General features: G+C 70.7%; 21 protein-coding genes. 9 read left to right on the top strand and 12 right to left on the bottom strand.

Features of this window, described 5'->3' with window-relative positions:
- Positions 1-203 precede the first annotated feature (203 nt).
- The 3 genes from ACIOKD_RS30055 to bldG all read right to left on the bottom strand — a co-directional run bounded on the left by ACIOKD_RS30055 (position 204) and on the right by bldG (position 4,505).
- Positions 204-2,609 (bottom strand): sodium-translocating pyrophosphatase, encoded by a 2,406-nt coding sequence (locus ACIOKD_RS30055; protein ID WP_402090202.1) that lies wholly within the window; start codon positions 2,607-2,609, stop codon positions 204-206.
- A 959-nt stretch (positions 2,610-3,568) separates the two neighbouring features.
- Positions 3,569-4,012 (bottom strand): ATP-binding protein, encoded by a 444-nt coding sequence (locus tag ACIOKD_RS30060; protein WP_402090204.1) that lies wholly within the window; start codon positions 4,010-4,012, stop codon positions 3,569-3,571.
- 151 nt (positions 4,013-4,163) lie between these two features.
- On the bottom strand, positions 4,164-4,505 hold the full coding sequence (gene bldG / locus ACIOKD_RS30065; RefSeq protein WP_003975386.1) for an anti-sigma factor antagonist BldG: 342 nt from the start codon (positions 4,503-4,505) through the stop codon (positions 4,164-4,166).
- A gap of 80 nt (positions 4,506-4,585) precedes the next feature.
- Here bldG and ACIOKD_RS30070 point away from each other — a divergent pair, with 80 nt between their 5' ends.
- Positions 4,586-7,216, top strand: a complete 2,631-nt coding sequence (locus ACIOKD_RS30070; RefSeq protein ID WP_402090206.1) for a DEAD/DEAH box helicase — start codon at positions 4,586-4,588, stop codon at positions 7,214-7,216.
- Here ACIOKD_RS30070 and ACIOKD_RS30075 read toward each other — a convergent pair.
- The 7 genes from ACIOKD_RS30075 to ssd form a co-directional block, all read right to left on the bottom strand.
- Positions 7,107-7,631 carry an Rv3654c family TadE-like protein gene (locus ACIOKD_RS30075; protein WP_402090208.1) on the bottom strand — a complete coding sequence of 175 codons (525 nt, stop codon included), beginning with the start codon at positions 7,629-7,631 and terminating at the stop codon, positions 7,107-7,109. The two genes, ACIOKD_RS30070 and ACIOKD_RS30075, sit on opposite strands and share 110 nt — an antisense overlap.
- Positions 7,632-7,642: 11 nt before the next feature.
- On the bottom strand, positions 7,643-8,029 hold the full coding sequence (locus ACIOKD_RS30080) for a TadE family type IV pilus minor pilin (RefSeq protein WP_402090210.1): 387 nt from the start codon (positions 8,027-8,029) through the stop codon (positions 7,643-7,645).
- Positions 8,016-8,258, bottom strand: a complete 243-nt coding sequence (locus tag ACIOKD_RS30085; RefSeq protein ID WP_402090212.1) for a DUF4244 domain-containing protein — start codon at positions 8,256-8,258, stop codon at positions 8,016-8,018. The genes ACIOKD_RS30080 and ACIOKD_RS30085 overlap by 14 nt, the downstream gene beginning before the upstream one ends.
- A 125-nt stretch (positions 8,259-8,383) precedes the next feature.
- Positions 8,384-9,187, bottom strand: coding sequence for a type II secretion system F family protein (locus tag ACIOKD_RS30090; protein WP_402090214.1), 804 nt, complete (start codon positions 9,185-9,187; stop codon positions 8,384-8,386).
- Positions 9,184-10,041 (bottom strand): type II secretion system F family protein, encoded by an 858-nt coding sequence (locus tag ACIOKD_RS30095; RefSeq protein WP_402090332.1) that lies wholly within the window; start codon positions 10,039-10,041, stop codon positions 9,184-9,186. Before ACIOKD_RS30095 ends, ACIOKD_RS30090 begins: the two co-directional genes overlap by 4 nt.
- Before the next feature lie 14 nt (positions 10,042-10,055).
- Entirely contained in the window at positions 10,056-11,417 is a 1,362-nt protein-coding gene (locus ACIOKD_RS30100; protein ID WP_402090216.1) for a TadA family conjugal transfer-associated ATPase, read from the bottom strand.
- Positions 11,414-12,517 (bottom strand): septum site-determining protein Ssd, encoded by a 1,104-nt coding sequence (gene ssd, locus ACIOKD_RS30105; RefSeq protein ID WP_402090218.1) that lies wholly within the window; start codon positions 12,515-12,517, stop codon positions 11,414-11,416. The genes ACIOKD_RS30100 and ssd overlap by 4 nt, the downstream gene beginning before the upstream one ends.
- Before the next feature lie 559 nt (positions 12,518-13,076).
- Between ssd and ACIOKD_RS30110 the strand changes: the two genes are divergently transcribed.
- Positions 13,077-13,913: an HAD family hydrolase gene (locus ACIOKD_RS30110; protein WP_402090220.1), complete on the top strand. Its 837-nt coding sequence runs from the start codon at positions 13,077-13,079 to the stop codon at positions 13,911-13,913.
- A 443-nt stretch (positions 13,914-14,356) separates the two neighbouring features.
- On the opposite strand, the gene ACIOKD_RS30115 is transcribed toward ACIOKD_RS30110, so the two are convergent.
- On the bottom strand, positions 14,357-15,223 hold the full coding sequence (locus ACIOKD_RS30115) for an oxidoreductase (protein WP_402090222.1): 867 nt from the start codon (positions 15,221-15,223) through the stop codon (positions 14,357-14,359).
- A gap of 95 nt (positions 15,224-15,318) precedes the next feature.
- Between ACIOKD_RS30115 and ACIOKD_RS30120 the strand changes: the two genes are divergently transcribed.
- Positions 15,319-16,305 (top strand): ATP-binding protein, encoded by a 987-nt coding sequence (locus ACIOKD_RS30120; protein WP_402090224.1) that lies wholly within the window; start codon positions 15,319-15,321, stop codon positions 16,303-16,305.
- Positions 16,306-16,324: 19 nt separating this feature from the next.
- Here the strand turns inward: ACIOKD_RS30120 and ACIOKD_RS30125 are convergent, their stop codons facing one another.
- Positions 16,325-17,647, bottom strand: a complete 1,323-nt coding sequence (locus tag ACIOKD_RS30125) for a hypothetical protein (RefSeq protein ID WP_402090226.1) — start codon at positions 17,645-17,647, stop codon at positions 16,325-16,327.
- Positions 17,648-17,918: 271 nt separating this feature from the next.
- Between ACIOKD_RS30125 and ACIOKD_RS30130 the strand changes: the two genes are divergently transcribed.
- The 6 genes from ACIOKD_RS30130 (at position 17,919) to ACIOKD_RS30155 (ending at position 26,229) form a co-directional block, all read left to right on the top strand.
- Positions 17,919-20,306, top strand: coding sequence for a bifunctional SulP family inorganic anion transporter/carbonic anhydrase (locus ACIOKD_RS30130; RefSeq protein WP_402090228.1), 2,388 nt, complete (start codon positions 17,919-17,921; stop codon positions 20,304-20,306).
- Positions 20,307-20,588: 282 nt separating this feature from the next.
- Complete coding sequence (gene acs, locus ACIOKD_RS30135; protein WP_402090230.1) at positions 20,589-22,583, top strand: acetate--CoA ligase; 1,995 nt, start codon at positions 20,589-20,591, stop codon at positions 22,581-22,583.
- Between the two features lie 231 nt (positions 22,584-22,814).
- The gene (gene nhaA, locus ACIOKD_RS30140; protein WP_402090232.1) at positions 22,815-24,245 is read left to right on the top strand and encodes a Na+/H+ antiporter NhaA; all 1,431 of its coding nucleotides are present in this window, start codon (positions 22,815-22,817) and stop codon (positions 24,243-24,245) included.
- A gap of 118 nt (positions 24,246-24,363) precedes the next feature.
- Entirely contained in the window at positions 24,364-24,852 is a 489-nt protein-coding gene (locus ACIOKD_RS30145) for a phage holin family protein (protein ID WP_210881761.1), read from the top strand.
- Complete coding sequence (locus ACIOKD_RS30150; protein ID WP_402090234.1) at positions 24,849-25,814, top strand: alpha/beta fold hydrolase; 966 nt, start codon at positions 24,849-24,851, stop codon at positions 25,812-25,814. The genes ACIOKD_RS30145 and ACIOKD_RS30150 overlap by 4 nt, the downstream gene beginning before the upstream one ends.
- A gap of 235 nt (positions 25,815-26,049) precedes the next feature.
- Positions 26,050-26,229 (top strand): hypothetical protein, encoded by a 180-nt coding sequence (locus ACIOKD_RS30155; RefSeq protein WP_398287609.1) that lies wholly within the window; start codon positions 26,050-26,052, stop codon positions 26,227-26,229.
- Positions 26,230-26,296: the final 67 nt, after the last annotated feature.

A 26,296-nucleotide genomic window follows, 5' to 3' on the forward strand; every position in this document is an offset into this window, starting at 1 on the left:
GTCGAGGACACGGGCCCACCACTTGGCAGAGGTACTGGCAGAAGGCCTACCAACCTCCTGACTGCCCCCCCCCCCCCCCCCCCCCCCGGGGGGGGGGCGGGGGGGGGCGCCCCCCCCCCCCCCCCCCCCCCCCCCCGCCCGTTGAGCGGAACCCGCTCAGTCGATTGCCCGGAGTCGATGGCCCGGAGTCGATGGCCCGGAGGCTACGAAACCACCGCCGGATCGACCGGCTTGGCCACCCGATCGGAGTTGCCCTCGTCGCCCACGGCGATGCCGCGCCGCTTGGACACGTACACCGCGCCGATGATGACGGTGAACGAGAGCACCGCGATGAGGACCCGCATGCCCACGCTCTTGTCCTCGCCGTAGCTGAACTTGACCACTGCCGGCGCGATGAGCAGCGCCACCAGGTTCATCACCTTCAGGAGGGGGTTGATCGCGGGGCCCGCGGTGTCCTTGAAGGGGTCGCCGATCGTGTCGCCGATCACCGTCGCGGCATGGGCCTCGCTGCCCTTGCCGCCGTGGTGGCCGTCCTCGACGAGCTTCTTGGCGTTGTCCCACGCACCTCCGGAGTTGGCGAGGAAGACCGCCATCAGCGTGCCGGTGCCGATGGCGCCCGCGAGGAACGAGCCGAGCGCGCCGACCCCGAGTGTGAACCCGATCGCGATCGGCGTCAGTACGGCGAGCAGACCCGGCGTGGTCAGCTCGCGCAACGCGTCCTTCGTACAGATGTCGACGACGCGCCCGTACTCGGGCTTCTCGGTGTAGTCCATGATCCCGGGGTGCTCGCGGAACTGCCGCCGCACCTCGTAGACCACGGCCCCGGCGGACCGCGAGACCGCGTTGATCGCCAGCCCCGAGAAGAGGAAGACGACCGCGGCGCCCGCGATGAGCCCGACCAGGTTGTTGGGCTGCGAGATGTCCATCATCAGGTTCATCGGGGCGCCCGGGCCCGAGACCTTCTCCCCCACGTCGTTCGCGGCCGTGAGGATGGCGTCCCGGTACGAGCCGAAGAGCGCCGCCGCCGCCAGTACCGCGGTGGCGATGGCGATGCCCTTGGTGATGGCCTTGGTGGTGTTGCCGACGGCGTCCAGGTCGGTGAGCACCTGCGCGCCCGCGCCCTCGACGTCGCCCGACATCTCGGCGATGCCCTGCGCGTTGTCGGAGACGGGTCCGAAGGTGTCCATGGCGACGATGACGCCGACCGTGGTGAGCAGACCCGTTCCGGCGAGGGCCACCGCGAACAGCGCCAGCATGATCGACGTACCGCCGAGCAGGAAGGCCCCGTAGACGCCGAGGCCGATCAGCAGCGCGGTGTAGACGGCCGATTCGAGACCGAGCGAGATACCGGCGAGGACGACAGTGGCCGGGCCGGTGAGCGAGGTCTTGCCGATGTCCTTCACCGGGCGACGGGTCGTCTCGGTGAAGTAGCCGGTCAGCTGCTGGATCAGCGCGGCCAGCACGATGCCGATGGCGACCGCGAGGATCGCGAGGATCCGCGGGTCGCCGGACTTGCCGAGGATGGCCTCGTCGGTGACACCGTCCAGATCGGCGTACGAGGACGGCAGATAGACGAAGACCGCCACGGCCACCAGCACCAGCGAGAACACCGCGGAGATGAAGAAGCCGCGGTTGATGGCACTCATCCCGCTGCGGTCCGCACGGCGCGGAGCGACCGCGAAGATGCCGATCATCGCGGTGAGTACGCCGATCGCGGGCACGATCAGCGGGAAGGCGAGCCCGGAGTCGCCGAACGCCGCCTTGCCGAGGATCAGCGCGGCGACGAGCGTGACGGCGTACGACTCGAAGAGGTCGGCGGCCATACCGGCGCAGTCGCCGACGTTGTCGCCCACGTTGTCCGCGATGGTCGCGGCGTTGCGCGGATCGTCCTCAGGGATGCCCTTCTCGACCTTGCCGACCAGGTCGGCGCCGACGTCGGCCGCCTTGGTGAAGATGCCGCCGCCGACACGCATGAACATGGCGATCAGCGCGGCGCCGAGACCGAAGCCCTCCAGCACCTTCGGCGCGTCGGCCGCGTACACCAGCACCACACAGGAGGCGCCCAGCAGACCGAGCCCCACCGTGAACATGCCGACGACGCCGCCCGTGCGGAAAGCGATCTTCATTGCTTTGTGCGAGACGGCGGTGAGATCCTTTTCGGGCTCACCCTCCGCCGGGGTCGCTTCCCGTGCCGCGGCGGCCACGCGGACATTGCTGCGTACGGCGAGCCACATGCCGATATATCCGGTGGTCGCCGAGAACGCCGCGCCGATCAAGAAGAAGACCGATCGGCCGGCACGCTGATTCCAATCGTCCGCGGGCAGCAGCATGAGCAGGAAGAACACCACGACGGCGAATACCCCGAGGGTACGCATCTGCCGCCCCAGGTAGGCATTCGCGCCCTCCTGGATCGCGACCGCGATCTCCTTCATGCTTTCGGTGCCCTCGCCCGCCGCGAGCACCTGGCGGACCAGGACTCCGGCGACGGCAAGCGCCGCAAGGGCGACGACCGCGATCACCACGACGATGAGGCGGTTGTCGTCTGTCAGTACTGCGGCTGCGAGGGTAGTGGGCTGGTCAAACTGGTGAGGGGTAAGAAGCCCCGCCATTCGTCCTCCTTGACGCTTGGACCGAGCTCAAGATGTGGACGGATTGTAGGTACCGGAACCTGATCAAAACAGTGCGCGGTAAGCGGAATTGGCCTTCACATGCTCTTCAGCAAATGATCCGGGCATCCACAGGGGGCCCGAAAGTGGTAATGCCTCAAACGCATTGACGCCAGGTCCATTACCTGCGGCGCGACTTGCAGCTGATCGTATTGTTGATCGTAATCGAGATCGTGAATTAATTCACGAAATACGCGTGGCTTGATCCGGAGGGCATCGGGGGCATCGGGGGCATCAAGGGCCCGGCCGACGCACGGTCAAAGCTCCACCGGTGCATGAGCCGTGATCCATCAGCGACCGGTCGGCCGACCAGTGCGAGGGACGCCTGCCGAGCAGCCCGACGGGCAGCCCAGGAGCGACTCAGGGCAACTGACGAACGGGTCGTGGGCAACTGTTGGGCGACCGACGGGTCATGCGAAGGCCACCGGCGAGTGCCCGGCGGCCAGCCTCAAAGCGATCACCGAATGGCCGACAGGGCTGCCGTGGCGACGATCGCAGGAATGTCGGGGCAGCGTCCCCGGAGGACGCCGGAGGACGCCCGGCAGGGTCGTCAGCGATGACCGGAGGGTGCCGGAGGGTGCCGGAGGGGCTGAACCGGGCAGCGGTGGGCGTCGCCGCCCTCCAGGAGACGTGCGGGGGCCGCTGTCGACACCTGAGGGGTGCGACGGGGGAGCCGCGGGCGAGCTCCGCCCCAGGGGCAGACATGCCGGAGAAGGGCACCGGAGTGACAGCGGGGCGGATGCCGACCAGCAGCATCCGGCGACGGTGCGGGCAGCGAAGCAGGGCCGTGGCTGGGCAGCCGAGCTGGGCAGCAGCGTGGCCGGGCAGCGGCCGGACATGCCAAAGGGCCCTGGTGAGCAGGGCCCTTTCGCACAGGTTCAGGCAGTACCAAGAGGGGTGGATCAGGAAATGAGCGTGGCCGGCGGCGTGGTGGGCCAGCTCATTCTGATCAGTCCGCCGTTCTCACCGGCGGTCACTTCCACGTCGTCGACGAGGCCGCTGATGACCGCGAGGCCCATCTCGTCCTCTTCGGTCTCGACGTCCGCGCCGTCGGCTCCGCCATGGGCACCCGGCGACTTGTCACCGGGAACCGTGTGCGGCGCCTCATCACCGACCTCGATGGAGAAAAGCTTCTCCTCCTCGATCAGTGAGACCCGCACCGGCGCCGAAATTCCGGCGCTTTGGTGCAGGCCGACGGCCCGGGTGCAGGCTTCGCCGACGGCGAGCCTGACCTCGTCGAGGACGGCCTCGTCCACTCCGGCCCTGCGCGCCACCGCTGCCGCCACCAGTCGGGCGGTCCTGACGTGCTCGGGCAGCGCGCTGAAGCGGAGTTCAACGGTGGCCATGCATCCCCCTCGAAACTACGGGCGTGCGGTCGGGGGGTCGGGTCGCCGAGACCTGCCCCCCTCCATTGACTTCTGCCTCCCGGGCCGTGCCCGGGATTCGGCTGTGACGGCTGACCGGCCAGTCAGCAGGGACGGGCCGGACCGTGGCCGCTCAGTCGGTGGCCGCCACCGCTTCTTCGACCGAGGTGTGGATCGGGAACACCTTGGTGAGACCGGTGATGCGGAAGATCTTCAGAATGCGCTCCTGGTTGCAGACCAGCCGGAGCGAACCCTCATGGGCACGCACCCGCTTCAGGCCACCCACCAGAACGCCGAGACCGGTCGAGTCGAGGAAGTCCACGCCCTCCATGTCGACGACAAGATGGAAACTGCCGTCGTTCACCAGCTCGACCAGCTGTTCGCGCAACTTGGGCGCGGTATATACATCGATTTCGCCACCGACCTCGACGACCGTACGATCGCCGACGGTACGGGTCGACAGGGACAGGTCCACGGATCCTCCAGCACCTTGCTATCGAGCGGTCATCCCAAGGGACACCTCGGCGGAGCCCCCGGGACGGTTCGCCAGCCGCGATGGCATTCAATCACTTACCGGCAGGCGTGCACGACGCCTTGAGCCCATTGTCCGTCATGCCAGTGACACACTCGATGCCGATGGCCAATAATCTCGGACCCGATCGCACCTCGACGGACACCGCGTCCCGCCCCTCGCCGGGCGAGATCCTGGACCGGCTGGCCTCTGGGCCGAGCCGGGCTTCGCGCATCACTCATACGGAGCACTTGCCCCCACGTGAGGGTCGCCATGCCGTGTGGCCCGACCGGATCCGCGCGGAGGTCGTCGCGGCGGTGCAGTCCGCCGGTATCGAACACCCCTGGGCCCACCAGGCACTCGCGGCCGAGCACGCCCTGGACGGCGAATCGGTGATCGTCTCCACGGGCACGGCCTCCGGCAAGTCCCTGGCGTACCTCGTCCCGGTACTGTCGACACTCCTCGACGGTTCCGAGGCGCCGAACGGTCGCGGCGCGACCGCCCTCTACCTCGCGCCGACCAAGGCCCTCGCCGCGGACCAGCGCCGATCCGTGAAGAAACTCTCACATCCGCTGGGCCACGCCGTACGGTCCGCGGTCTACGACGGTGACACCCCCGTCGAGGAACGCGAGTGGGTACGCCAGTACGCCAACTACGTCCTCACCAACCCCGACATGCTGCACCGCGGGATACTTCCCTCCCACCCCCGGTGGGCCTCCTTCCTGCGCGCCCTGCGCTATGTCGTCATCGACGAGTGCCACACCTACCGGGGCGTCTTCGGGTCGCACGTCGCGCAGGTGCTCCGCCGACTGCGCCGCCTGTGCGCCCGTTACGGCTCCTCCCCCGTCTTCCTCATGGCCTCGGCGACCGCCGCCGAGCCCTCCGTCGCCGCCTCCCGCCTCACCGGCCTGCCCGTGGTGGAGGTCGCCGACGACGCCTCACCCCGCGGGGAACTGGTCTTCGCACTCTGGGAACCGCCCCTCACCGATCTGCACGGCGAGAAGGGCGCCCCGGTCCGCCGCTCCGCGACCGCCGAGACCGCCGACCTCCTCACCGACCTGACCGTGCAGGGCGTCCGCTCGGTCGCGTTCGTACGGTCCCGCCGCGGGGCCGAGTTGATCTCGGTGATCGCCCAGGAACGGCTCTCCGAGATCGATCGCTCCCTGGCCCGCCGCGTGGCCGCCTACCGCGGCGGCTACCTCCCCGAGGAACGCCGCGCCCTCGAACACGCCCTCCACTCCGGTGAACTCCTCGGCCTCGCCGCCACCACCGCTCTCGAACTGGGCATCGACGTCTCCGGACTGGACGCCGTCGTCATCGCCGGTTACCCGGGCACCCGTGCGTCCCTGTGGCAACAGGCAGGTCGCGCGGGCCGCTCCGGACAGGGAGCGCTCGCGGTGCTGGTCGCCCGTGACGACCCGCTGGACACCTTCCTCGTCCATCACCCGGAAGCCCTGTTCGACCAGCCGGTGGAGTCCACCGTCCTCGATCCGGACAACCCGTACGTCCTCGCGCCCCACCTGTGCGCCGCGGCATCCGAGCTCCCCCTCACCGAGGAGGACTTCGACCTCTTCGGCCCGGCCACCGCCGAACTCATGCCGCAACTGGAGGCCGCGAAGCTGCTCCGCCGCCGCACGAAGGCGTGGCACTGGACCCGCCGGGAACGGGCCGCCGACCTGACCGACATCCGCGGCGGAGGCGGCAACCCGGTGCAGATCGTGGAGGCCGGCTCCGGACGACTCCTGGGCACGGTCGACGCGTCGGCCGCGCACACCAGCGTCCACGAAGGCGCGGTCCACCTCCACCAGGGCCGTACGTACCTGGTCGACGAGCTGCACCTGGACGATTCGGTCGCCTTGGTCACGGAGGCCAACCCGCCGTATTCGACGGTCGCCCGTGACACCACGGCCATCTCCGTCCTGGACACGGACGTCGAGATCCCCTGGGGCGACGGCCGGTTGTGCTACGGCTCCGTCGAGGTCACCAATCAGGTCGTCTCCTTTCTGCGTCGTCGTCTCATGACCGGCGAGGTGCTCGGCGAGACGAAACTCGATCTGCCTCCCCGCACGCTCCGTACGCGTGCCGTGTGGTGGACGGTCACCGAGGACCAGCTCGACGCCGCCCGGGTGAACCCCGAGATCCTCGGCGGCGCCCTGCACGCCGCCGAGCACGCCTCGATCGGCATGCTGCCGCTCTTCGCGACCTGCGACCGCTGGGACATCGGCGGCGTCTCCGTCCCGCTGCACCCGGACACCCTCCTGCCCACCGTCTTCGTGTACGACGGCCATCCCGGCGGCGCGGGCTTCGCGGAGCGCGCCTTCCACACCGCGCGCGAATGGCTCACCGCCACCCGCCAGGCCATCGCCTCCTGCGAGTGCGACGCCGGCTGTCCGTCCTGCATCCAGTCCCCCAAGTGCGGCAACGGCAATGAACCGTTGCACAAGAGGGGCGCCGTGCGGCTGCTGACAGTCCTTCTGCAGGGAGCGCCGACAGCACCGGAGGAACACTCCGGGGAAGGTCCCTCCGAGGAGGCGGAGAGACCGGGCGACCGACAGCCGGACGTCGTCACCGCGGCCGAGCCCGCGGAGGGCCAGGACCCGGCGCCACGGGTCCGGGCGGGCCTGCCCGGGACCTCACCTCGGCCGTCAGCGGCCCCCGTCCCGCCTCGACCGTGACGTCCGAGATCTCGCCCCGGACGGCGCACCGCACGATCCGGGTGCCCTGAGCCCGTGCCACGCGGTCCGCCCGGACGCAGGCCTCCGCTCCGCCGTACATCCAGTGGTCGGCCGCCGCGAGCGCCGCCAGGTCGGCCGCGCCGCCCGCTCGATGACGGACCACCACCGCCTGCCCCATCGCGAGCACGGCACCGAAGACCACGCACAGCACCGCCAGAGCACCCACGGTCCAGACAGTGGCCGACCCCCGGTCCGACGACACCGACCCCGCCGCCCATGGCCTCGTACGCCGCCCAAGGCCACCTCTCCTCGCCCCTCCCGATCCTCCGGGTCCTCCGGGTCCTTTGGGTCCTCCCGCCCCTTCCCGTCCCCCGAATCCCCCCGGCGTTCTCAGTGCCCTCGCCGTCTCTGCCATCCCCGCCGTTCTCACCGCACCGCCCCGACCGTCTCCTCCGCCAGGGCGGTCGCCTCCTGTACGAGGTCAAGGGCCAGCGCGTCCGGGCCGGGGGTTTCGGCCTCGACCCGAACGTGTACCAGATCACCCTCGCGCCGGACGGAGATCCTGGCACCGCTCGGCGCCGCCTGCCGGGCGGTCTCCAGCACCGTGCCCGGCGGTTCCTGCCGGGCCGCCGCGCGAGCGCCCGCCCGGGCCGCGTCCACGCACTGGATCAGCGCGGCCGCGGCCAGCAACGCCCAGACCAGCGCCATCGTGAACGCGACCAGCACCGGCAGCACCACAGCCGCCTCCGCCGTCACGAAACCGCGGTCCCGGGCCACCGAACCCTCGCCCGCACCCGCCTCAGAACTTCCCACTGAGCGCCCGCCCCACGATGTCCTGCAGGGCCCCGCGCACCTGCCCGCTGGTCAGCACCTCGTAGAGCAGCGCGGCGAACCCCACCGCCGCGATCAGCCCCATCGCGTACTCGGAGGTGACCATGCCGGCATCCCTGCGCACCGACCCTGCCCGTCCCACCCGGGCCCAGCCCTCCAGAACCCACACCCACACCCACGCCCGCACTCGCACCCGCACTGCCTTGCCCATCCGAACCCCCGTACAGCTCTGTCCCGTTGACCTACGACGTTTGACGTGTGACGTGTGACGTGTGACGTGTGACCGCTGACGTGTGACGTCTGAGCGCTGACCTTGCCCACTCGTGGTTCCGCCCGTCATCCATCACCCCCACCCAGCACCCCGCTCGCCAACCCGAGCACCACCGGCAGTACGCCGATCGCGATGAACGCGGGCAGGAAGCACAGTCCGACGGGAGCGGTGATCAGGACGCCCGCACGTCGCGCCCGAGCCGTTGCGGCGCGCCCACGTTCCGCGCGGGCCTCGGAGGCGAGGCGTGCGACCGGCACCGCCGCCGGTACTCCCGACTCGCCGGCCCGCTCCAGCAACCGGGCCAGTCCCCGGGCCCCGGGCAACGCGGCCAGCGCGCGCCATGCCTCCGCCGGTTCACCGCCGAGTCGCACCTCGGCCGCTCCCCGCGCCAGCCGCGCCCCCACGGGCCCCTCCAGCGCCTCCCCCACCGCCCGGGCAGCCATGACGGGACTCGCGCCCGCCGCGATGCAGGCGGCCAGCAGATCAGCGGCAAGAGGCAGTTGGCGCGCGGCCCGCACCGAGTCGAACTCCTCCGTCGGCGTCGATCTGCGCTGCCACCTCCACATTGCGAACGCGGCCACAAGTCCCACCACCACCCCGGCCGTGCCACCGACGAACACCCAGCAGGCGCTGATGGCTCCGATCACCGGCAGCCACCGTCGCACCACGTCACACAGTGGCGAGCGCCGCCCGAAGGAGGCGGCCTCCACAGCCGGTTCGCGCTCGGCGGCCAGGATTGTCAGCAGGGCCTCAAGCCGCCCGTGGACCTTCCGCTTCCGCCGTGCCGCTCCCAGGGACCGGGCGAGCGCCCACAGTCCCGCCGCCACGCACACCGCCGCCCCCAGCCTGTGGACAACCTCCGTACTCATCCGTCCTCCGCTCCCCGTACGATCCGCAGCGCCCACCACAGGCCGATGCCCTCCAGAACCCCGCCGACCAGCAGGCAGCCGAGGCCCGCCCCGGTGTGCAGCAGGATGTGCAGCGGGTCGGCGCCGAGCGCGGTGCCCAGAAGCAGCCCGAGCACCGGCAACCCCGCGAGCAGCACCGCCGTCGACCGGGCGCCCGCCAACTGCGCTCGCAAGTCGGCACGTTGATCTCGCTCCGCGCGCAACGCCCCCTCCAGCCGGTCGAGCCCGGCCGCGAGGCCCGCACCCCGGTCCACGGCGACACGCCAGCACGCGGCGAGCCCCAGCAGTCCTTCGGCCCCGGGCCGCCTGGCCGCGTCGGTGAGCGCGCCCGGCACATCGCCGCCGAACCTCGCAGCCGCCAGGACCGACGCCTGCATGTCCCCGAGCCCTCCCGAGTCCCGGGCGGCGCCCAGCAGCGCTTCGCCCGGCTGCCGTCCGGCCCGGACCTCCCCCGCGAGCGCTCCGCACAGCGCGATCACCGCGGCGGCCCGCCGCTCCCGCGCCCGCCGCGCCACTCCGGCCCGCCGGACACTCCGTACCAGGGGAACTCCGAGCGCCCCCAGGACGACCGGCACCACGGACGCTCCCAGGAGTCCGGCCACCGACCCGGCGACCAGTGCCCACCACTCGCCCCGCGTCCCGTGCAGCCGCCGAAGCCGCTCACCGGCCCTCAGCGCCCGCTCCCACGACGGCGGCCCCGTGCCCACCGCCCCGCCACTCGCGCACACCAGCCGCGCCCGCCGCGTCCCGTGCCCCGGCCCGCCCGTCAGCCAGACCGCCGCCCCGGCGCACACCACCGCCGCCGCCACCGACATCCCGGCGACCCCCGTCACAGCCCGGCCCTCCGCCCGCTCGTGCCACTCACGCCCGTCACATCTCCCACGCCACTCACGTCACCCGTGCCGCCGAGCAGTTCTCGCAGCCGCCCCCACCCGCGCCCGTAGGTGAAGGCCTCCGCACCCCATCGCAGAGCGGGCACCGTCACGACCAGCCCCGCCGGATCCCGCTCCAGCACATGCACCTCGGCGATCCGCCGCCGACCCGTCCGGTCGCGTACGAGATGGAGCACCACCGCCAGCGCCGCCGCCACCTGGCTGTGCAGCGCGGCCCGGTCGAGCCCGGCGGCCGTGCCCAGCGCCTCCAGGCGGGCCGGCACCCCCGAGGCGGCGTTGGCGTGCACGGTCCCGCAGCCGCCTTCGTGCCCCGTGTTCAAAGCGGCCAGCAGCGCGACCACTTCGGGCCCCCGGACCTCACCGACCACCAAGCGGTCCGGTCGCATGCGCAGCGCCTGGCGCACCAGATCCTGGAGCGTGACGAGTCCGGCGCCCTCCTGGTTGGGCGGTCTGCATTCCAGCCGTACGACATGGGGGTGGTCGGGGCGCAGCTCCGCCGAGTCCTCGGCCAGCACGATCCGCTCGCCTGGCCCGACGAGGCCGAGCAGCGCGCTCAGCAATGTTGTCTTGCCGGTGCCCGTGCCTCCGCTGATCAGGAACGACAGCCTCGCGTCGAGCAACGCGCGCAGCAGCCGGTCCCCGCCCGGCGGTACCGTCCCCGCGGCCACCAGTTCGGTGAGCGTGAACGCCTTCGGCCGTACGACCCGCAGGGACAGGCAGGTGGAGCCGACGGCGACCGGTGGCAGCACCGCGTGCAGCCGGGTGCCGTCGGGAAGCCTGGCGTCCACCCACGGGTGGGCGTCGTCCAGCCGCCGCCCGGCCACGGCCGCGAGTCGCTGTGCCAGCCGTCGTACGGCCGCCGCGTCCGGGAAGGACACGGCTGTCAGCTCCAGGCCGCCGCCGCGGTCCACCCACACCCGGTCGGGCGCCGAGACCAGCACGTCGGTCACCGAGGGATCGTCGAGCAGTGGTTCCAGCGGGCCGCTTCCGACCAGCTCCGACCGCAACCGCTCGGCCGCGCCGAGGACTTCGGCGTCCCCGAGCACCCGCCCCTGCTCCCGCAGGGCCTGCGCCACGCGCGCGGGAGTCGGTTCGCCTCCGCTCTCCGCCAGCCACTGCCGGACTCCGTCCAGCAGTCCCGTGTCGGAGTCCGGGCCGCCGCGCGGCTGCCCGCCCACGAGCGGACCCGTGCCCGGTCGGCCGAACGTGCCCGTGCCGGTGCGGCCTCCGGAGAGGCCACCCCCCGACGGCCCCGCGTGCACCGGAAAACCGCCACGCAGGCCCGTAGCCCCGCTCATACGCCCCCTCCGGCGATCACGGCCCGCTCCCAGAACGCCGAGCAGAAGCGGGCGAGCGGCCCGCGTCCGTCCCCGCCGGGTGGGGCGCCCCGCTCCTGGGCCGCCGGCAGCCCCGTCTCCGTGGGCACCTCGCCCATCAGGGGCAGTCCGAGAAGCCGGGCCACCTCCCGGTCGTCCAGACCTGGCGCGTACGGCCCGCGGACCGCGACGCGCAGGTCCCGCAGGACCATGCCGACCGCGGACGCCACCCGTCCGGCCGCCGCGACGGCGCGCAGCTCGGCCGGGACGACGAGCACCCCGAGGTCGATCTGGGCGAGAGCCTCCGCGACCCCTTCGTCGATCCGGCGCGGCAGGTCGACGACCACCACTCCGCCGCGCCGTCTGGCGGCGGCCAGGACCGCGCGGACGGCCTCGGGCGCCACGGTGACGCAGTCGCCGCGGTCCCAGCTGAGGACCCGCAGGGCGTGCAGTGAGGGCAGCGACTCCTCCAGGGCGCCGCCGCCGACCCGTCCGTGCGAGGCGGCGAAGGCGGGCCAGCGGAGTCCCTCGACGGATTCTCCACCGAGGAGTACGTCGAGTCCGCCGCCCAGTGGGTCCGCGTCGACAAGGAGGGTGCGGGCGCCCTGGCGCGCCGAGGTGACCGCGAGGGCGCAGGCGAGCGTGGACGATCCGGCGCCCCCACGACCGCCGATCACTCCGACGGTGAGGGCGGGCGGTCCCACTCCCTCGGCCACGTCGGCGATGCGGTCGACCAACCATTGTTCGCCATCCGGCAGCATCAGCACATGGTCGGCGCCGATCTCCACAGCCCTTCTCCAGACCCCCGGATCGTCCTGATTCCGACCCACCAGCACGACTCCGCGTCTGCGTGCGGCGCCGCGCACCCGGCGCGCGGCGTCGTCGCCGACGAGCACCAGCGGTGCCGTGTCCCAGCCGCCGCCGCGTTCCGGCACCCCGTGGTGGACTTCGGGCCGGGCGCCGGCCGCGGCGCACAGCCGCAGCAGGTCGTCCAGCAGATCCGCGTCCTCAGTGAGGATCAACGGTCCGCCCTGCCGCCCTTCGGCTGCCGACGGCCGGTCGTGTGTGATGGCTCCCGCCACGCTGTCCATCCCCCTTCGCTGCTTCCTCGCGGGACCCCTGCGGCCCCGTGATTCCCGCCCGGCGCAAGAGCCGCCGACCGGCCCTCCATATGAACCGCCGATACGAACCGGCCATAGCCGCCGGACAAACGGAACCGGCCATGAACTTCCGCAAGCGGTGCGCGCTGGAATCACGGTGCAGCGAAGCCGGAAATCGTGTGGATCTTGGTCGATATCTGTGGACAACCCGGCGCCTGTGAATATCGCCTTCACCCAAACCGGTGACCGTTGTACGACTTCCTCGGCGCGACACCACAGCTACGCACAGTGACGAATCCTGTGCGGAGACAGAGAAACGCCGGGCCCCGCAGTGCGGGGCCCGGCGCTCTCAACAACGGACGGGAAAACCCATCCGGACATGCGACGACCCCCGCCGGGGGGGAGAGCGGGGGTCGTCTCCACGGTTTGACTCGGGGGGGGAGGAGCCAAACCGGGTTAGCACGGTCGCGAACGATCCGTGACTTCCATGGTGTACCCGAGAGCTCTCTCAGGCAAACCCACACGTCCCACACTAGCCCGAATGGCGGGCGCATATGCTCAACCCGTGGAAAACCACTCCTTGCCTCGTACAGCGGCCTTCTTTGACCTGGACAAGACGGTCATTGCGAAGTCGAGCACGCTCACCTTCAGCAAGTCGTTCTACCAAGGTGGCCTGATCAACCGCCGGGCGGTGTTGCGTACCGCATATACCCAGTTCGTGTTCCTCGCCGGCGGCGCCGACCACGACCAGATGGAGCGGATGCGCGCGTACCTGTCCGCGCTGTGCCGCGGCTGGAACGTCCAGCAGGTGAAGGAGATCGTCGCCGAGACCCTGCACGACCTGATCGACCCGATCATCTACGACGAGGCCGCCTCCCTCATCGAGGAGCACCACATCGCCGGCCGGGACGTCGTGATCGTTTCGACCTCCGGCGCGGAGGTCGTCGAGCCGATCGGTGAGCTCCTGGGCGCCGACCGGGTGGTGGCCACCCGCATGGTCGTGGGCGACGACGGCTGCTTCACGGGAGAGGTGGAGTACTACGCGTACGGCCCCACGAAGGCAGAGGCCGTCAAGGAGCTGGCCGAGTCCGAGGGATACGACCTGTCGCGCTGCTACGCGTACAGCGACTCGGCGACCGACATCCCGATGCTCTCGGCGGTCGGCCACCCGCACGCCGTGAACCCGGACCGTGCGCTGCGCCGCGAGGCCCTCGCGCGCGCGTGGCCCATCCTCGACTTCCACCATCCGGTGCGCCTCAAGCAGCGGCTGTCCGTGCCGCCCCGGCCCGCCATCGTCGCCGCGGCGGCCATAGGGGCGGCGGCGGCCACCGCGGGGCTCGTCTGGTACGCCAGCCGGCGCCGCGCGACGGTGAACTGACCCCGTCGAACAGGCGCCACTGCAACCCCCTCGCCCCTCACAGACCCCTCTTTGCCCAGTCCTTCGAGCCGATATGTCCAGCCCTTCGAGCCGACATGTCCAGTCCTTCGATCGGTCGCCCGATTCGCTCGCTTTTGAGGCCAAAAGTAAAGAAGTACAGCGAGGGGTATCGCTTGCCCCGCACCCGGAGTACAAAGGGAATTAACGGCCCGCGAGACCAAGGACATCCGAGAGGATCACCTTAGAACGCAACCGAGGCCCCACGGACCGCGCATGAACACCGGGCACCCACGCGACGTCGACCCGTCGATTACGGGCCAGCCGCACCAGGCGACGGGCAACAGTTCCCGACCTGATGGGCAACACTCCGAGGACGCTTGGTACCCCAGTGGACATGCCAGCGGCGGTACGGACTCCGTACCGCCGCAACCCTGTTCAGGGGCTCATGCCGCGCCTCGCTGCAGCGCCTCGCACACGGCCGTCGACTCCCTGGCGCCGAGTTCGACCGCTCTGCCGCAGTGGGCGATCCAGGCCGCCATCCCCTCCGGAGTACCGGAGGCGTAGCCGTCGAGAGCGGCGGCGTAGGCCGCTCTGCCGAGTTCCGCGTGGCCGACCTCCGGCGGGCAGACCGACTTGGGGTCGAGGCCGCTGCCGATGAGGACGATCCGTTCGGCCGCGCGGGCGACCAGGCCGTTGTGGGAGCCGAAAGGGCGCAGCGCGAGCAGTTCGCCGTGCACCACGGCCGCGGTCACCAGGGCGGGCGCCGAGCTCCCCGCGATGACCAGCCGCGCCAGACCGTCGAGTCGGCCCTCGACCTCGCCGGCGTCCGGCAGCGGAAGTTCGATCAGCGGCGGCCCCGCGGTGCCTGCCGCCGGGGTCTCCGTCGCAGGCTCCCCGTTCCGTCGCGGACGTCCGACCGCGTCCCCGTTGCCGGCGGCGGCCACCAGATGCAGCCTTGCCAGCACCCGCAGGGGCGACTGACGCCAGATGGACAGGAGTTCGCCCGACTCGGCGGTCAGTCTGAGGGCCGCACCCACCACCCTGGCCTGGTCGTCCCCACTGAAGTCGGCCCTTCGGCGCACCTCTTCGAGGGCCCAGTCCGCGCCGGACAGCGCCGCGGATCCGCGGGAGCCCCGCAGTGCGGCCTCTCCGGTGATCTCGTTGCTGCGGCGTCGCATGATGCGGTGCCCGTAGACCCGGTCCACGGCCCTGCGCACGGACTCCACGGATTCCGCCACACCGGGCAGCGAGCCAAGGGCCGCGAGGGGGTCGGCGTTCGCACCTGTCGCACCCGCTCCTGTCGTACTCATGAGTACGACCCTACGCACCCCCGGCCCGCGCCCCACGAACGAGTGGTCTTCTTCACGTTCGACGTCACTCCGGCGCAGCGGCACCACTACGCTACATGAACATGAAAATTGCTTTCGTTGGGAAGGGCGGCAGTGGCAAGACCACCCTGTCCTCGCTCTTCGTCCGTCACCTCGCGACCACCGGATCGCCGGTCGTCGCGGTGGACGCCGACATCAACCAGCACCTCGGCCCGGCACTCGGCCTCACCGACACCGAAGCGCGGAACCTGCCCGCCATGGGCGACCGCCTGGGCCTCATCAAGGACTACCTGCGCGGCTCCAACCCGCGCATCACCTCCGCCGAGACGATGATCAAGACCACCCCGCCCGGCGAGGGCTCCCGGCTCCTGCGGGTGAGCGAGAACAACCCGGTGTACGAGGCCTGCGCGCGACCGGTGGAACTCGACGGCGGCGCCATTCGTCTGATGGTCACCGGCCCGTTCACCGAGGCCGACCTGGGAGTGGCCTGCTACCACTCCAAGACCGGCGCGGTGGAGCTCTGCCTGAACCACCTCGTCGACGGCCACGGCGAGTACGTCGTCGTGGACATGACGGCGGGCTCGGACTCCTTCGCCTCCGGCATGTTCACCCGCTTCGACATCACGTTCCTCGTCGCGGAGCCCACCCGGAAGGGCATCTCGGTCTACCGGCAGTACAAGGAGTACGCGCGCGACTTCGGCGTCACCCTGAAGGTCGTGGGCAACAAGGTGCAGGGCCAGGACGACATCGACTTCCTCAAGGACGAGGTCGGCGACGACCTGCTGCTGACGGTCGGCCACTCGGACTGGGTACGCGCCATGGAGAAGGGCCGCCCGCCCCGGTTCGAGCAGTTGGAGGACGGCAACCGACGTGCGCTGAGCGCTCTCCAGGCGGCTGCCGACGCGACCTACGGACAGCGCGACTGGGAGCGCTACACACAGCAGATGGTCCACTTCCATCTGAAGAACGCGCAGTCGTGGGGCAATGAGCGCACGGGTGCCGACCTCGCCGCCCAGGTCGACCCCGCCTTCGTCCTGCGGGAGGCCGAGACCGCCACGGCGTGAGCCGCACGCCGCCCGGGCGCTACGGCTTGACCGCCGGGGCGCCCGGCACCCCCTTCGGGGCCGGAGCCGGGGCCGACCGGCCGGACAGGAACGACGCCCAGTCCCGCTTCGGGGCCTGGCCCACCTTGAGCGTGCGGAGCTTGTCGAGCGTCTTGGGGTCCTGGGCGTCGAGCCAGTCGGCGAGCTGCCGGAAGGACACACACCGCACCTCGCGTTTGGTGCATACGCGCTCGATGGTCTCCTCGATGGCCCGCATGTACGTGCCGCCGTTCCAGGACTCGAAATGGTTGCCGATGATCAGAGGCGCACGGTTGCCCCGGTAGGCGCGGGAGAAGCCCTTGAGCAGACCGTCACGCATCTGGTCGCCCCAGTACTCGTGCTTGTCGGGATCACCCTGGGACGTGGTGCCGGACTGGTTGACCATGAAGTTGTAGTCCATGGTCAGCGTCTCGAACCCACGGCCCGGGACCGGGACGAGCTGCATCGACAGATCCCACAGACCCGCCTTCTTCTTGGGCCAGACCTGGTCGTTGACGCCACTGGTGTCATAGCGGAAGCCGAGATCGCGGGCGGCCCGCATGAAGTTCTTCCGCCCCTCCAGACAGGGCGTGCGGGCGCCGATGAGCTCCTTGTCGTAGTCGAAGGGCAGCGGTGAGCCCTTCGCCGTACCGGTGTTGGTCTTCCATGACTTGACGAAGGACTTGGCCTGCGCGATCTCGTCCTTCCACTCCCCGACCGACCACTCGCCCACTCCGCCGCCACTGCCGCAGAAGTGGCCGTTGAAGTGCGTGCCGATCTCACTGCCCTCAAGCCAGGCGCCGCGCAGCTGCTTCACGGTGTCCCTGATGCCCTGCTTGTCGTTGAAGCCGATGTCGGAGCGCCCGGGTGAGTGCTGAGGCGGCCGGTACAGGTCGCGCTTGCCCTCCGGAAGCATGTACACGCCGCTGAGGAAGTACGTCATGGTCGCCCGGTTGTCCTTGGCCACCTTGCGGAAGTGCGAGAACAGCTTCTGGCTGTCCTCTCCGGCCCCGTCCCAGGAGAAGACCACGAACTGCGGGGGCCGCTGACCGGGCTTCAGCCGCGCTGCCCGGGGCAGCCGCGGCTGCGCGCCGGTGAACGCGGTGGAGCCGTCGCCGATCAGCCGGACCGCCCGCTTCGGCGCCGGAGCACCTACGGCCTTCCTGGCACCGTGCGCACCCTCGCCGCGCGCCTTCTCACCGTGGGATCCCACGCCGTGCGCGCCCTTCCTGGCGCCGGGGTCGCCGATCCCGCATCCGGCGAGCGCCGCGGCACAGACCGCGATGACGGCGACGCCCGTGGTGAACCGCTGAGTGGCGGCCATGTTCCGCCCACCTTCTTCCTTCGATCGGGACAAAACAGACAGCGAGGCCAAGATCGCAGGGGTCCCGAAAGGAGGCGGTACGACAAGCCGATCAAGATTACTAATCACTCTCCGGAGTGAATCAATGGACTATTTGCGCTATTTTTCCTGACACGCCCTTTACTCTCCATTACGATTCATTTACCGAGCGTTGATAAATCCCGCCGCTGTACGCCGTGACCCACGGCCGCGCCCCCAAGCGACCGCGTAGCCCCGGAGGAGACGGGAAACCATGACTGCCTTCGTCCCCACTCGCACCGACGACTCTTCGCACACCCCCGACGGGGGGCGGCCGCACAGCCCCTCCCCGCCCGGCCGCCGAGCTTCCCGGATCCCACGGGTCCCACGACCCCCTCGGCTCCCCCGGATCGCGGCCGCCGACCTGTCGGCCTCGGCCACCGTCTTCCTGATCGCCCTGCCCTTGTCCCTGGGCATCGCCCTCGCCACCGGAGCACCTCTGCAGGCCGGGCTCGTGGCCGCCGCCGCGGGCGGGCTCGTGGCCGGCCGGCTCGGTGGGGCACCGCTCCAGGTGAGCGGACCCGCCGCGGGGCTCACCGTGGTCACCGCCGACCTCATCCAGAAGTACGGATGGCGTACGACCTGCGCCATCACCGTCCTCGCCGGGCTGGTCCAAGTCGGCCTGGGCTTCCTGCGGGTGGCCCGCTCCGCGCTGGCCGTCAGCCCCGCGATCGTGCACGGCATGCTGGCCGGCATCGGCATCACCATCGCCGTCGCCCAGCTGCACATCGTGCTCGGCGGATCCCCGAGCAGCTCGGTCGTCGACAACATCCGCGCGCTCCCCGCCCAGTTGGCCCACCCACAGGTGGCAGCACTGTCGATGAGCGCCCTGACCCTGTCCGTCCTGCTGGCCTGGCCCCGCATCCCCGGGCGCGCGGGCCGGCTCCTGCGCATCGTCCCGGCCGCGCTCGTCGCCGTCACCGCGGCCACCACGACGGCCGCCCTCGCCGGACTCACCCTCCCCAAGGTCGATCTGCCGTCCTGGCGGAGTCACGCGCTGGCCGGGCTGCCCGAGGGCCCGTCGCTCGGAATCATCGCCGCCGTGCTCACCACCACACTGGTGTGCAGTGTCCAGTCGCTCCTGGGCGCCGTCGCCGTGGACAAGCTCACGGCCGGGCGCCCGGCTCAGCAGGGGCGCTCCGACCTCGACCGCGAGCTGTTCGGACAGGGCGCCGCCAACATCGTCTCCGGCGCACTCGGCGGGCTCCCCGTCGCGGGCGTGGCCGTACGGAGCTCTGCGAACGTCCAGGCCGGCGCCGTCAGCCGGAGCTCCACGATGCTGCACGGCGTCTGGATCACGGTGGCCGCACTGCTGATGGTGCCGCTCCTGGAGCTGATCCCCCTCGCGGCGCTGGCCGCCCTGGTGATGGCCGTCGGCATCCAGATGGTGTCCCTGCACCACATCCGCACGGTCACCCGGCACCGAGAGGTGCTGGTGTACGCCGTCACCACCCTGGGCGTCGTCGTCCTCGGAGTCCTTGAGGGCGTCACACTCGGGATCGCCATGGCCGTCGGCGTGGCCCTGCACCGCCTCACCCGGACGCGGATCACCCGCTCGGTCGGCCCGGACGGCGTCCACCACGTGCGGGTGCGCGGGCAGTTGACGTTCCTCGCCGTGCCCCGCCTCAGCCGGGCACTGCATCTGGTGCCGCCGGGGGCCGAGGCCGTGATCGAGCTGGACGGCTCCTTCATGGACCACGCGGCGTACGAGTCGCTGCACGACTGGCAGAGCGCGCACACCAACCAGGGCGGCTCCGTCGAGCTGACCGGGCGCACCGGAGCCCGGCTCGCGGAACCGCACGTCAAGGACGACGGCGGGCAGACGGCGCACTGCCACTGCCGTCCCTGGACGCCCTGGCGCAACCACCACTGCGAGAGCCCCGAGACACCGCCGCCCGGCGGGCATCGCAGCGGGCATCAACTGGCCAGCGGCATCAGCACGTTCCAGCGCAACACCGCGCCCCTGGTGCGCGGCGAGCTGGCCCGGCTCGCCCGGGAGGGGCAGCAGCCCTCACAGCTCTTCCTGACGTGCGCCGACTCCCGGCTGGTCACATCGATGATCACTTCCAGCGGCCCCGGTGACCTCTTCGTCGTACGCAATGTCGGCAATCTCGTACCGCCGCCCGGCGAGGAGAGCGGTGACGACTCGGTGGCGGCCGCGATCGAGTACGCGGTGGAGGTGCTGCGGGTGCGGTCCATCACCGTGTGCGGGCACTCCGGATGCGGGGCGATGCAGGCGTTGATGAACACCGAACCGGGAGGCGCCCGGACACCGTTGAAGCGGTGGCTGCGGCACGGGCTGCCGAGCGTGGAGCGCATGACCGCCGAGGACCGGCCCTGGACCCGGATCGCCGGACGCGCGCCCGCCGACGCCACCGAGCAGCTCTGTCTCACCAACGTCGTGCAGCAGCTGGAGCACCTGCGGGCGTACGAGGCGGTGGCCCGAGCCCTGGAGGAGGGCGTGCTCGAACTGCACGGGATGTACTTCCACGTGGGAGAGGCCCAGGCCTATCTCCTCACGGAGGCCACATCCCGTGACGAGGAGGAGGGCGAGCTCTTCGACAGGGTCGCGGCCACTGCCCTGTACGACACCCAGGCCTGAACCGCCGGCCCGGCACGACCCTCCGGCCTGAACCACTCCCTTCCGCCGTCCGTGGGAACGTGTGGCCGCCCGTATCCGCGGGCAGGCCACACGCACGCAGGATCCCGCGCATCCGATCCGGCACACAGGTCTAAACCAATTCTCGGACGGCCCTTGTCACCAGGGGCCCGCGTCTGATGAGCTGTGGCCCGGGACACAAGGGGCGCCCCTGGCACAGCACCGCAAGGGAGATGTCGTGAGCAACGAAAGCCTGGCCGACCTGCTGAGCGAGGAGGGAGAAGTATGAGCGAGCCGTCCTCCCTCTCCAACCTGCTCAAGGAAGAACGCAGGTTCGCGCCGCCCGCCGACCTGGCCGCGAACGCCAACGTCACCGCGGAGGCGTACGAGCAGGCCAAGGCTGACAGGCTCGGCTTCTGGGCCGAGCAGGCCCGTCGGCTGACCTGGGCCACCGAGCCGACCGAGACGCTGGACTGGTCGAACCCCCCGTTCGCGAAGTGGTTCAAGGACGGCAAGCTCAACGTCGCGTACAACTGCGTGGACCGGCATGTCGAGGCCGGCCACGGCGACCGGGTGGCCATCCACTTCGAGGGCGAGCCCGGTGACAGCCGCTCCCTCACCTACGCCGAGCTGAAGGACGAGGTCTCCAGGGCGGCCAACGCCCTGACCGAGCTGGGGGTCGAGAAGGGCGACCGGGTCGCCGTCTATCTGCCGATGATCCCCGAGGCCGTCATCTCGATGCTGGCCTGCGCCCGCATCGGCGCCGCGCACTCGGTCGTCTTCGGCGGCTTCTCCGCCGACGCCATCGCCACCCGCATCCAGGACGCCGACGCCAAGCTGGTCATCACCTCGGACGGCGGCTACCGACGCGGCAAACCCGCCGCGCTCAAGCCCGCCGTGGACGAGGCGGTCTCCCGGGTCGACGGTGTGGACAAGGTCCTCGTCGTACGGCGTACGGGCCAGGACATCGCGTGGACCGAGGGCCGCGACGTCTGGTGGCACGAGATCACGCAGAAGCAGTCCGCCGAGCACACGCCCGAGGCGTTCGACGCCGAGCACCCGCTGTTCATCCTCTACACCTCGGGGACTACGGGTAAGCCCAAGGGCATCCTGCACACCTCCGGCGGTTACCTCACCCAGGCCGCGTACACGCACCACTCCGTCTTCGACCTCAAACCGGAGACCGACGTCTACTGGTGCACCGCCGACATCGGCTGGGTCACCGGGCACTCGTACATCACATACGGGCCGCTGGCGAACGGCGCGACCCAGGTGATGTACGAGGGCACGCCCGACACCCCGCACCAGGGGCGCTTCTGGGAGATCATCCAGAAGTACGGCGTGACGATCCTCTACACGGCCCCGACGGCCATCCGTACGTTCATGAAGTGGGGCGACGACATCCCCGCGAAGTTCGACCTGTCGAGCCTGCGGGTCCTCGGCTCGGTCGGTGAGCCGATCAACCCCGAGGCGTGGATCTGGTACCGCAAGCACATCGGCGGCGACCGCACCCCGATCGTGGACACCTGGTGGCAGACCGAGACCGGCGCGATGATGATCTCGCCGCTGCCGGGCGTGACCGAGACCAAGCCGGGCTCCGCGCAGCGGGCGCTGCCGGGCATCTCGGCGACGGTCGTCGACGACGAGGCGCGGGAGGTTCCCGACGGCGGCGGCGGTTATCTCGTCCTGACCGAGCCGTGGCCGTCGATGCTGCGCACCATCTGGGGCGACGACCAGCGGTACATCGACACCTACTGGTCGCGCTTCTCGGGGCTGCATTCCCTGGGGGGGAACACCCCCCAGACCCCCCTCTACTTCGCGGGCGACGGCGCCAAGAAGGACGACGACGGCGACATCTGGCTGCTCGGCCGGGTGGACGACGTGATGCTCGTGTCCGGGCACAACATCTCGACCACCGAGGTCGAGTCGGCGCTCGTCTCGCACCCCTCGGTCGCCGAGGCGGCCGTCGTAGGGGCGGCCGACGAGACGACCGGCCAGGCGATCGTGGCCTTCGTGATCCTGCGCGGCTCCGCGTCGGAGACCGAGACCCTCGTGGGCGAGCTGCGCAACCACGTGGGCAAGGTACTCGGCCCAATCGCCAAACCGAAGCGGATCCTGCCGGTGGCCGAGCTGCCCAAGACCCGCTCCGGCAAGATCATGCGCCGGCTGCTGCGCGATGTCGCGGAGAACCGCCAGCTGGGTGACGTCACCACGCTGACCGACTCCACCGTCATGGACCTCATCCAGACGAAGCTCCCCGCGGCGTCCAGCGAGGACTGAGGCAGGTCCCGTACGGGCGCGGACCCAGGTCTCGTACGGACACGGACTTCGAAGGGGCACCCGGCGGCAGCCTCGCCGGGTGCCCCTTCTCCGTCACAGGTAGGCTGCGAAACACGTAAATACGCGACAACACAACGTCCGCGCTCGGAACGAGCCCGGAGTTTCCATAGGTGCGCCGGGAAGTCTGGTCGGCATGTGCTCTCCCCTGCCCACCGACCGGAGGTCGACCTCGTGTCCGCGCCCACCCCCACGCCAGGCAATGACCGTCAGGTCGCCAAGAACCGCAAGGTCCTCGCACGGCTCTCGCTGCCCGAGCGGACCTTCGTCGCGGACGCGCTGCGCACCGAGACGGTCGGCGGCGTCCTCCTGCTCATCGCCGCCGTCGCCGCGCTGATCTGGGCGAACACCCCCCTGCGGGAGAGTTACGAGTCCGTCCGCGACTTCCACGTCGGGCCCGCCGCCCTCGGCCTGAACCTCTCCGTCGAGCACTGGGCCGCCGACGGACTCCTCGCGGTCTTCTTCTTCGTCGCCGGCATCGAGCTCAAGCGCGAACTGGTCGCCGGTGACCTCAAGGACCCACGGGCCGCCGCGCTCCCCGTGGTCGCCGCGCTCTGCGGCATGGCCATGCCCGCGCTGGTCTACACCCTGGTCGCTGTCACCGGCGGCGGCTCGCTGGCCGGCTGGGCCGTACCCACCGCGACGGACATCGCCTTCGCGCTCGCCGTCCTCGCCGTCCTCGGTACGTCGCTGCCGAGCGCCCTGCGCGCCTTCCTGCTCACCCTCGCCGTCGTCGACGACCTCTTCGCGATCCTGATCATCGCGGTCTTCTTCACCGACGACCTGGACTTCGCCGCGCTCGGGGGCGCCGTCGTCGGCCTCGCCGTCTTCTGGCTGCTGCTCAGAAAGGGTGTACGGGGCTGGTACGTGTACGTGCCCCTCGCCCTGGTCGTCTGGGCCTTGATGTACAACAGCGGCATCCACGCCACCGTCGCCGGCGTCGCGATGGGCCTCATGCTGCGCTGCACCACCCGCGCGGACGAGGGCGAGGAGCACTCACCGGGCGAACAGGTCGAACATCTCGTACGTCCCCTGTCGGCGGGCCTCGCCGTACCGCTGTTCGCACTGTTCAGCGCCGGGGTCGGGGTGTCGGGCGGCGCGCTCGGCGACGTGTTCACCCAGCCGGAGACCCTCGGGGTCGTGCTCGGCCTCGTCGTCGGCAAGGCGGTCGGGATCTTCGGCGGTACGTGGCTGACGGCCCGCTTCACCAGTGCCTCGCTCTCCGACGACCTCGCGTGGCCGGACGTCTTCGCGGTCGCCTCCCTCGCGGGCATCGGCTTCACCGTGTCGCTGCTCATCGGCGAACTCGCCTTCACGGACGACCCGGCGCTCACCGACGGCGTCAAGGCAGCCGTCCTGACGGGCTCCCTGATCGCGACCGTGCTGTCGGGCGTACTGCTGAAGATGCGCAACGCCAGGTATCGCGGGCTGTGGGAGCACGAGGAACGCGACGAGGACCTCTCGGGCGTCCCCGACGTGTACGAGCAGGACGATCCGTCCTACCACCTGCGCATGGCCGAGATCTACGAGCGCAAGGCCGCCGAACACCGAAGGCTTGCCGAAGTGACGGGCGGGGCAGGCGTGGAGCACGACGGTCCGGCATGATCTGACACACACGGTCCGAAACGTACGGCCCGGACCTGACGGTCCGAAACCACCGGCCGGAACATACGGACAGTCAAGACAGCGGCGACACGACAACCAAGACAACAGGGAGAACGCGATGAGCGCACCCGACGGCAGCCCGGTCGGCGCCGAACGCAGCATCGGCCAGCTGTTCGCCTCGGCGACGACCGAGATGTCCGCGCTGGTGCACGACGAGATCGCACTGGCGAAGGCGCAGCTCAAGCGGGACGTCAAGCGCGGGGCGGTCGGCGGCGGCGCGTTCAGCGCGGCCGGCGCGGTACTGATCTTCTCCCTGCCGATGCTGAGCTTCGCCCTGGCGTACGGCATCCGCACCTGGAGCGGCTGGAACATGGCCGTCTGCTTCCTGCTGTCGTTCGCCGCGAACGTGCTGGTGGCCGCGGTCCTCGCGCTGATCGGTGTGGTCTTCGCGAAGAAGGCCAAGAAGGGGAAGGGCCCGCAGAAGACGGCGGCCTCGGTCAAGGAATCGGCGGCCGTACTGCAGAACGTGAAGCCGCACCCCCGTGAGATGACCACTGTGTACCGGGTCGGTGACGGGGTCGAGGCTGTGACACGCTCGTCCTCATGACGGGCTCCTCCATCCCTGCGGGGCAATCACCCTCGGCGCAACCCACCTCTGTCGTACGGCTCGACGTGCCCGGCGCGAAAGAGGTGGTCCACCGGGATGTCGCCGCGAACGGGGCGCGCTTCCACATCGCCGAGATGGGTGACGGGCCGCTGGTCCTGCTGCTGCACGGCTTCCCACAGTTCTGGTGGGCCTGGCGCCATCAGATGGTGGCGCTCTCCGACGCGGGCTTCCGCGCGGTCGCCATGGACCTGCGGGGCGTCGGCGGCAGCGACCGCACCCCGCGCGGCTACGACCCCGCGAACCTCGCGCTCGACATCACCGGGGTCGTACGGTCCCTCGGTGAGCCCGACGCCGCGCTGGTCGGCCACGACCTCGGCGGCTATCTGGCGTGGACGGCGGCCGTGATGCGTCCCAAGCTGGTGCGCAGGCTCGTGGTCTCCTCGATGCCGCACCCCCGGCGCTGGCGCTCGGCGATGCTCTCGGACATGAAGCAGACCGCGGCCGGTTCGTACGTCTGGGGTTTTCAGCGGCCCTGGATACCGGAACGCCAACTGATCGCCGACGAGGGCGCCCTGGTCGGCCGGCTCATGCGCGACTGGTCGGGGCCCCGGCTGCCGGAGGACGACGTCGTGGAGACGTACCGGCGGGCCATGCTCATCCCCTCGACCGCGCACTGCTCGGTCGAGCCCTACCGGTGGATGGTCCGCTCGATGGCCCGCCCCGACGGCATCCAGTTCAACCGGCGTATGAAACGGCCGGTGCGGGTGCCGACGCTCCATCTGCACGGATCGCTCGATCCGGTGATGCGCACACGGAGTGCGGCGGGGTCCGGGGAGTACGTCGAAGCGCCGTACCGCTGGCGGCTGTTCGACGGGCTCGGGCACTTTCCGCACGAGGAGGACCCTGTGGCGTTCTCCACCGAATTGGTGAACTGGCTGAAGGACCCCGAGCCGGACCGCTGAGGCGGCCACTCGGAGGGCCGAGCACGGGCCGATCGCAGGGTCCGTCAGAGGGCCAGTGAGAGGTCCCGCCGCAGGTCGCACCGCAGGTCGGGCGGCCGGCCGCGGGGGCTGTCGCCCCGTGCGTCACACGGGTCCCAGGAACGCCTGTTCTACGAACGCCAATTGCCTCGCGCATAGGCCAATTGGGGGGCGTGGGGGCGGTTATCGACCTTGGGGCTGGGGCAGACGTCGGTGTATGGGCTGGACGCACGACTACAGTGACGCAGCACGCAACCGCCGCTCGATCGGCGGGCTGAGTTCCCACCGGAGGGGCGCCCCGCGGTTGCAGGGCACGGACCCCCGGCTGGGCATCCCGCACATTCTGAGGCGCCGGGCCCGGTGGGTCTCGGCGCGCTTGCGTCATCCCCGCGGCTGAACCGCCCAGGACCTTCACCCGCGTGGCCCTTGCGGACAGGCAGGACAGGCAGCTCGCGCGACCCGTG

This window comes from Streptomyces sp. NPDC087844 (assembly GCF_044742785.1).
In the GTDB taxonomy this organism is placed as follows: Bacteria; Actinomycetota; Actinomycetes; order Streptomycetales; family Streptomycetaceae; genus Streptomyces.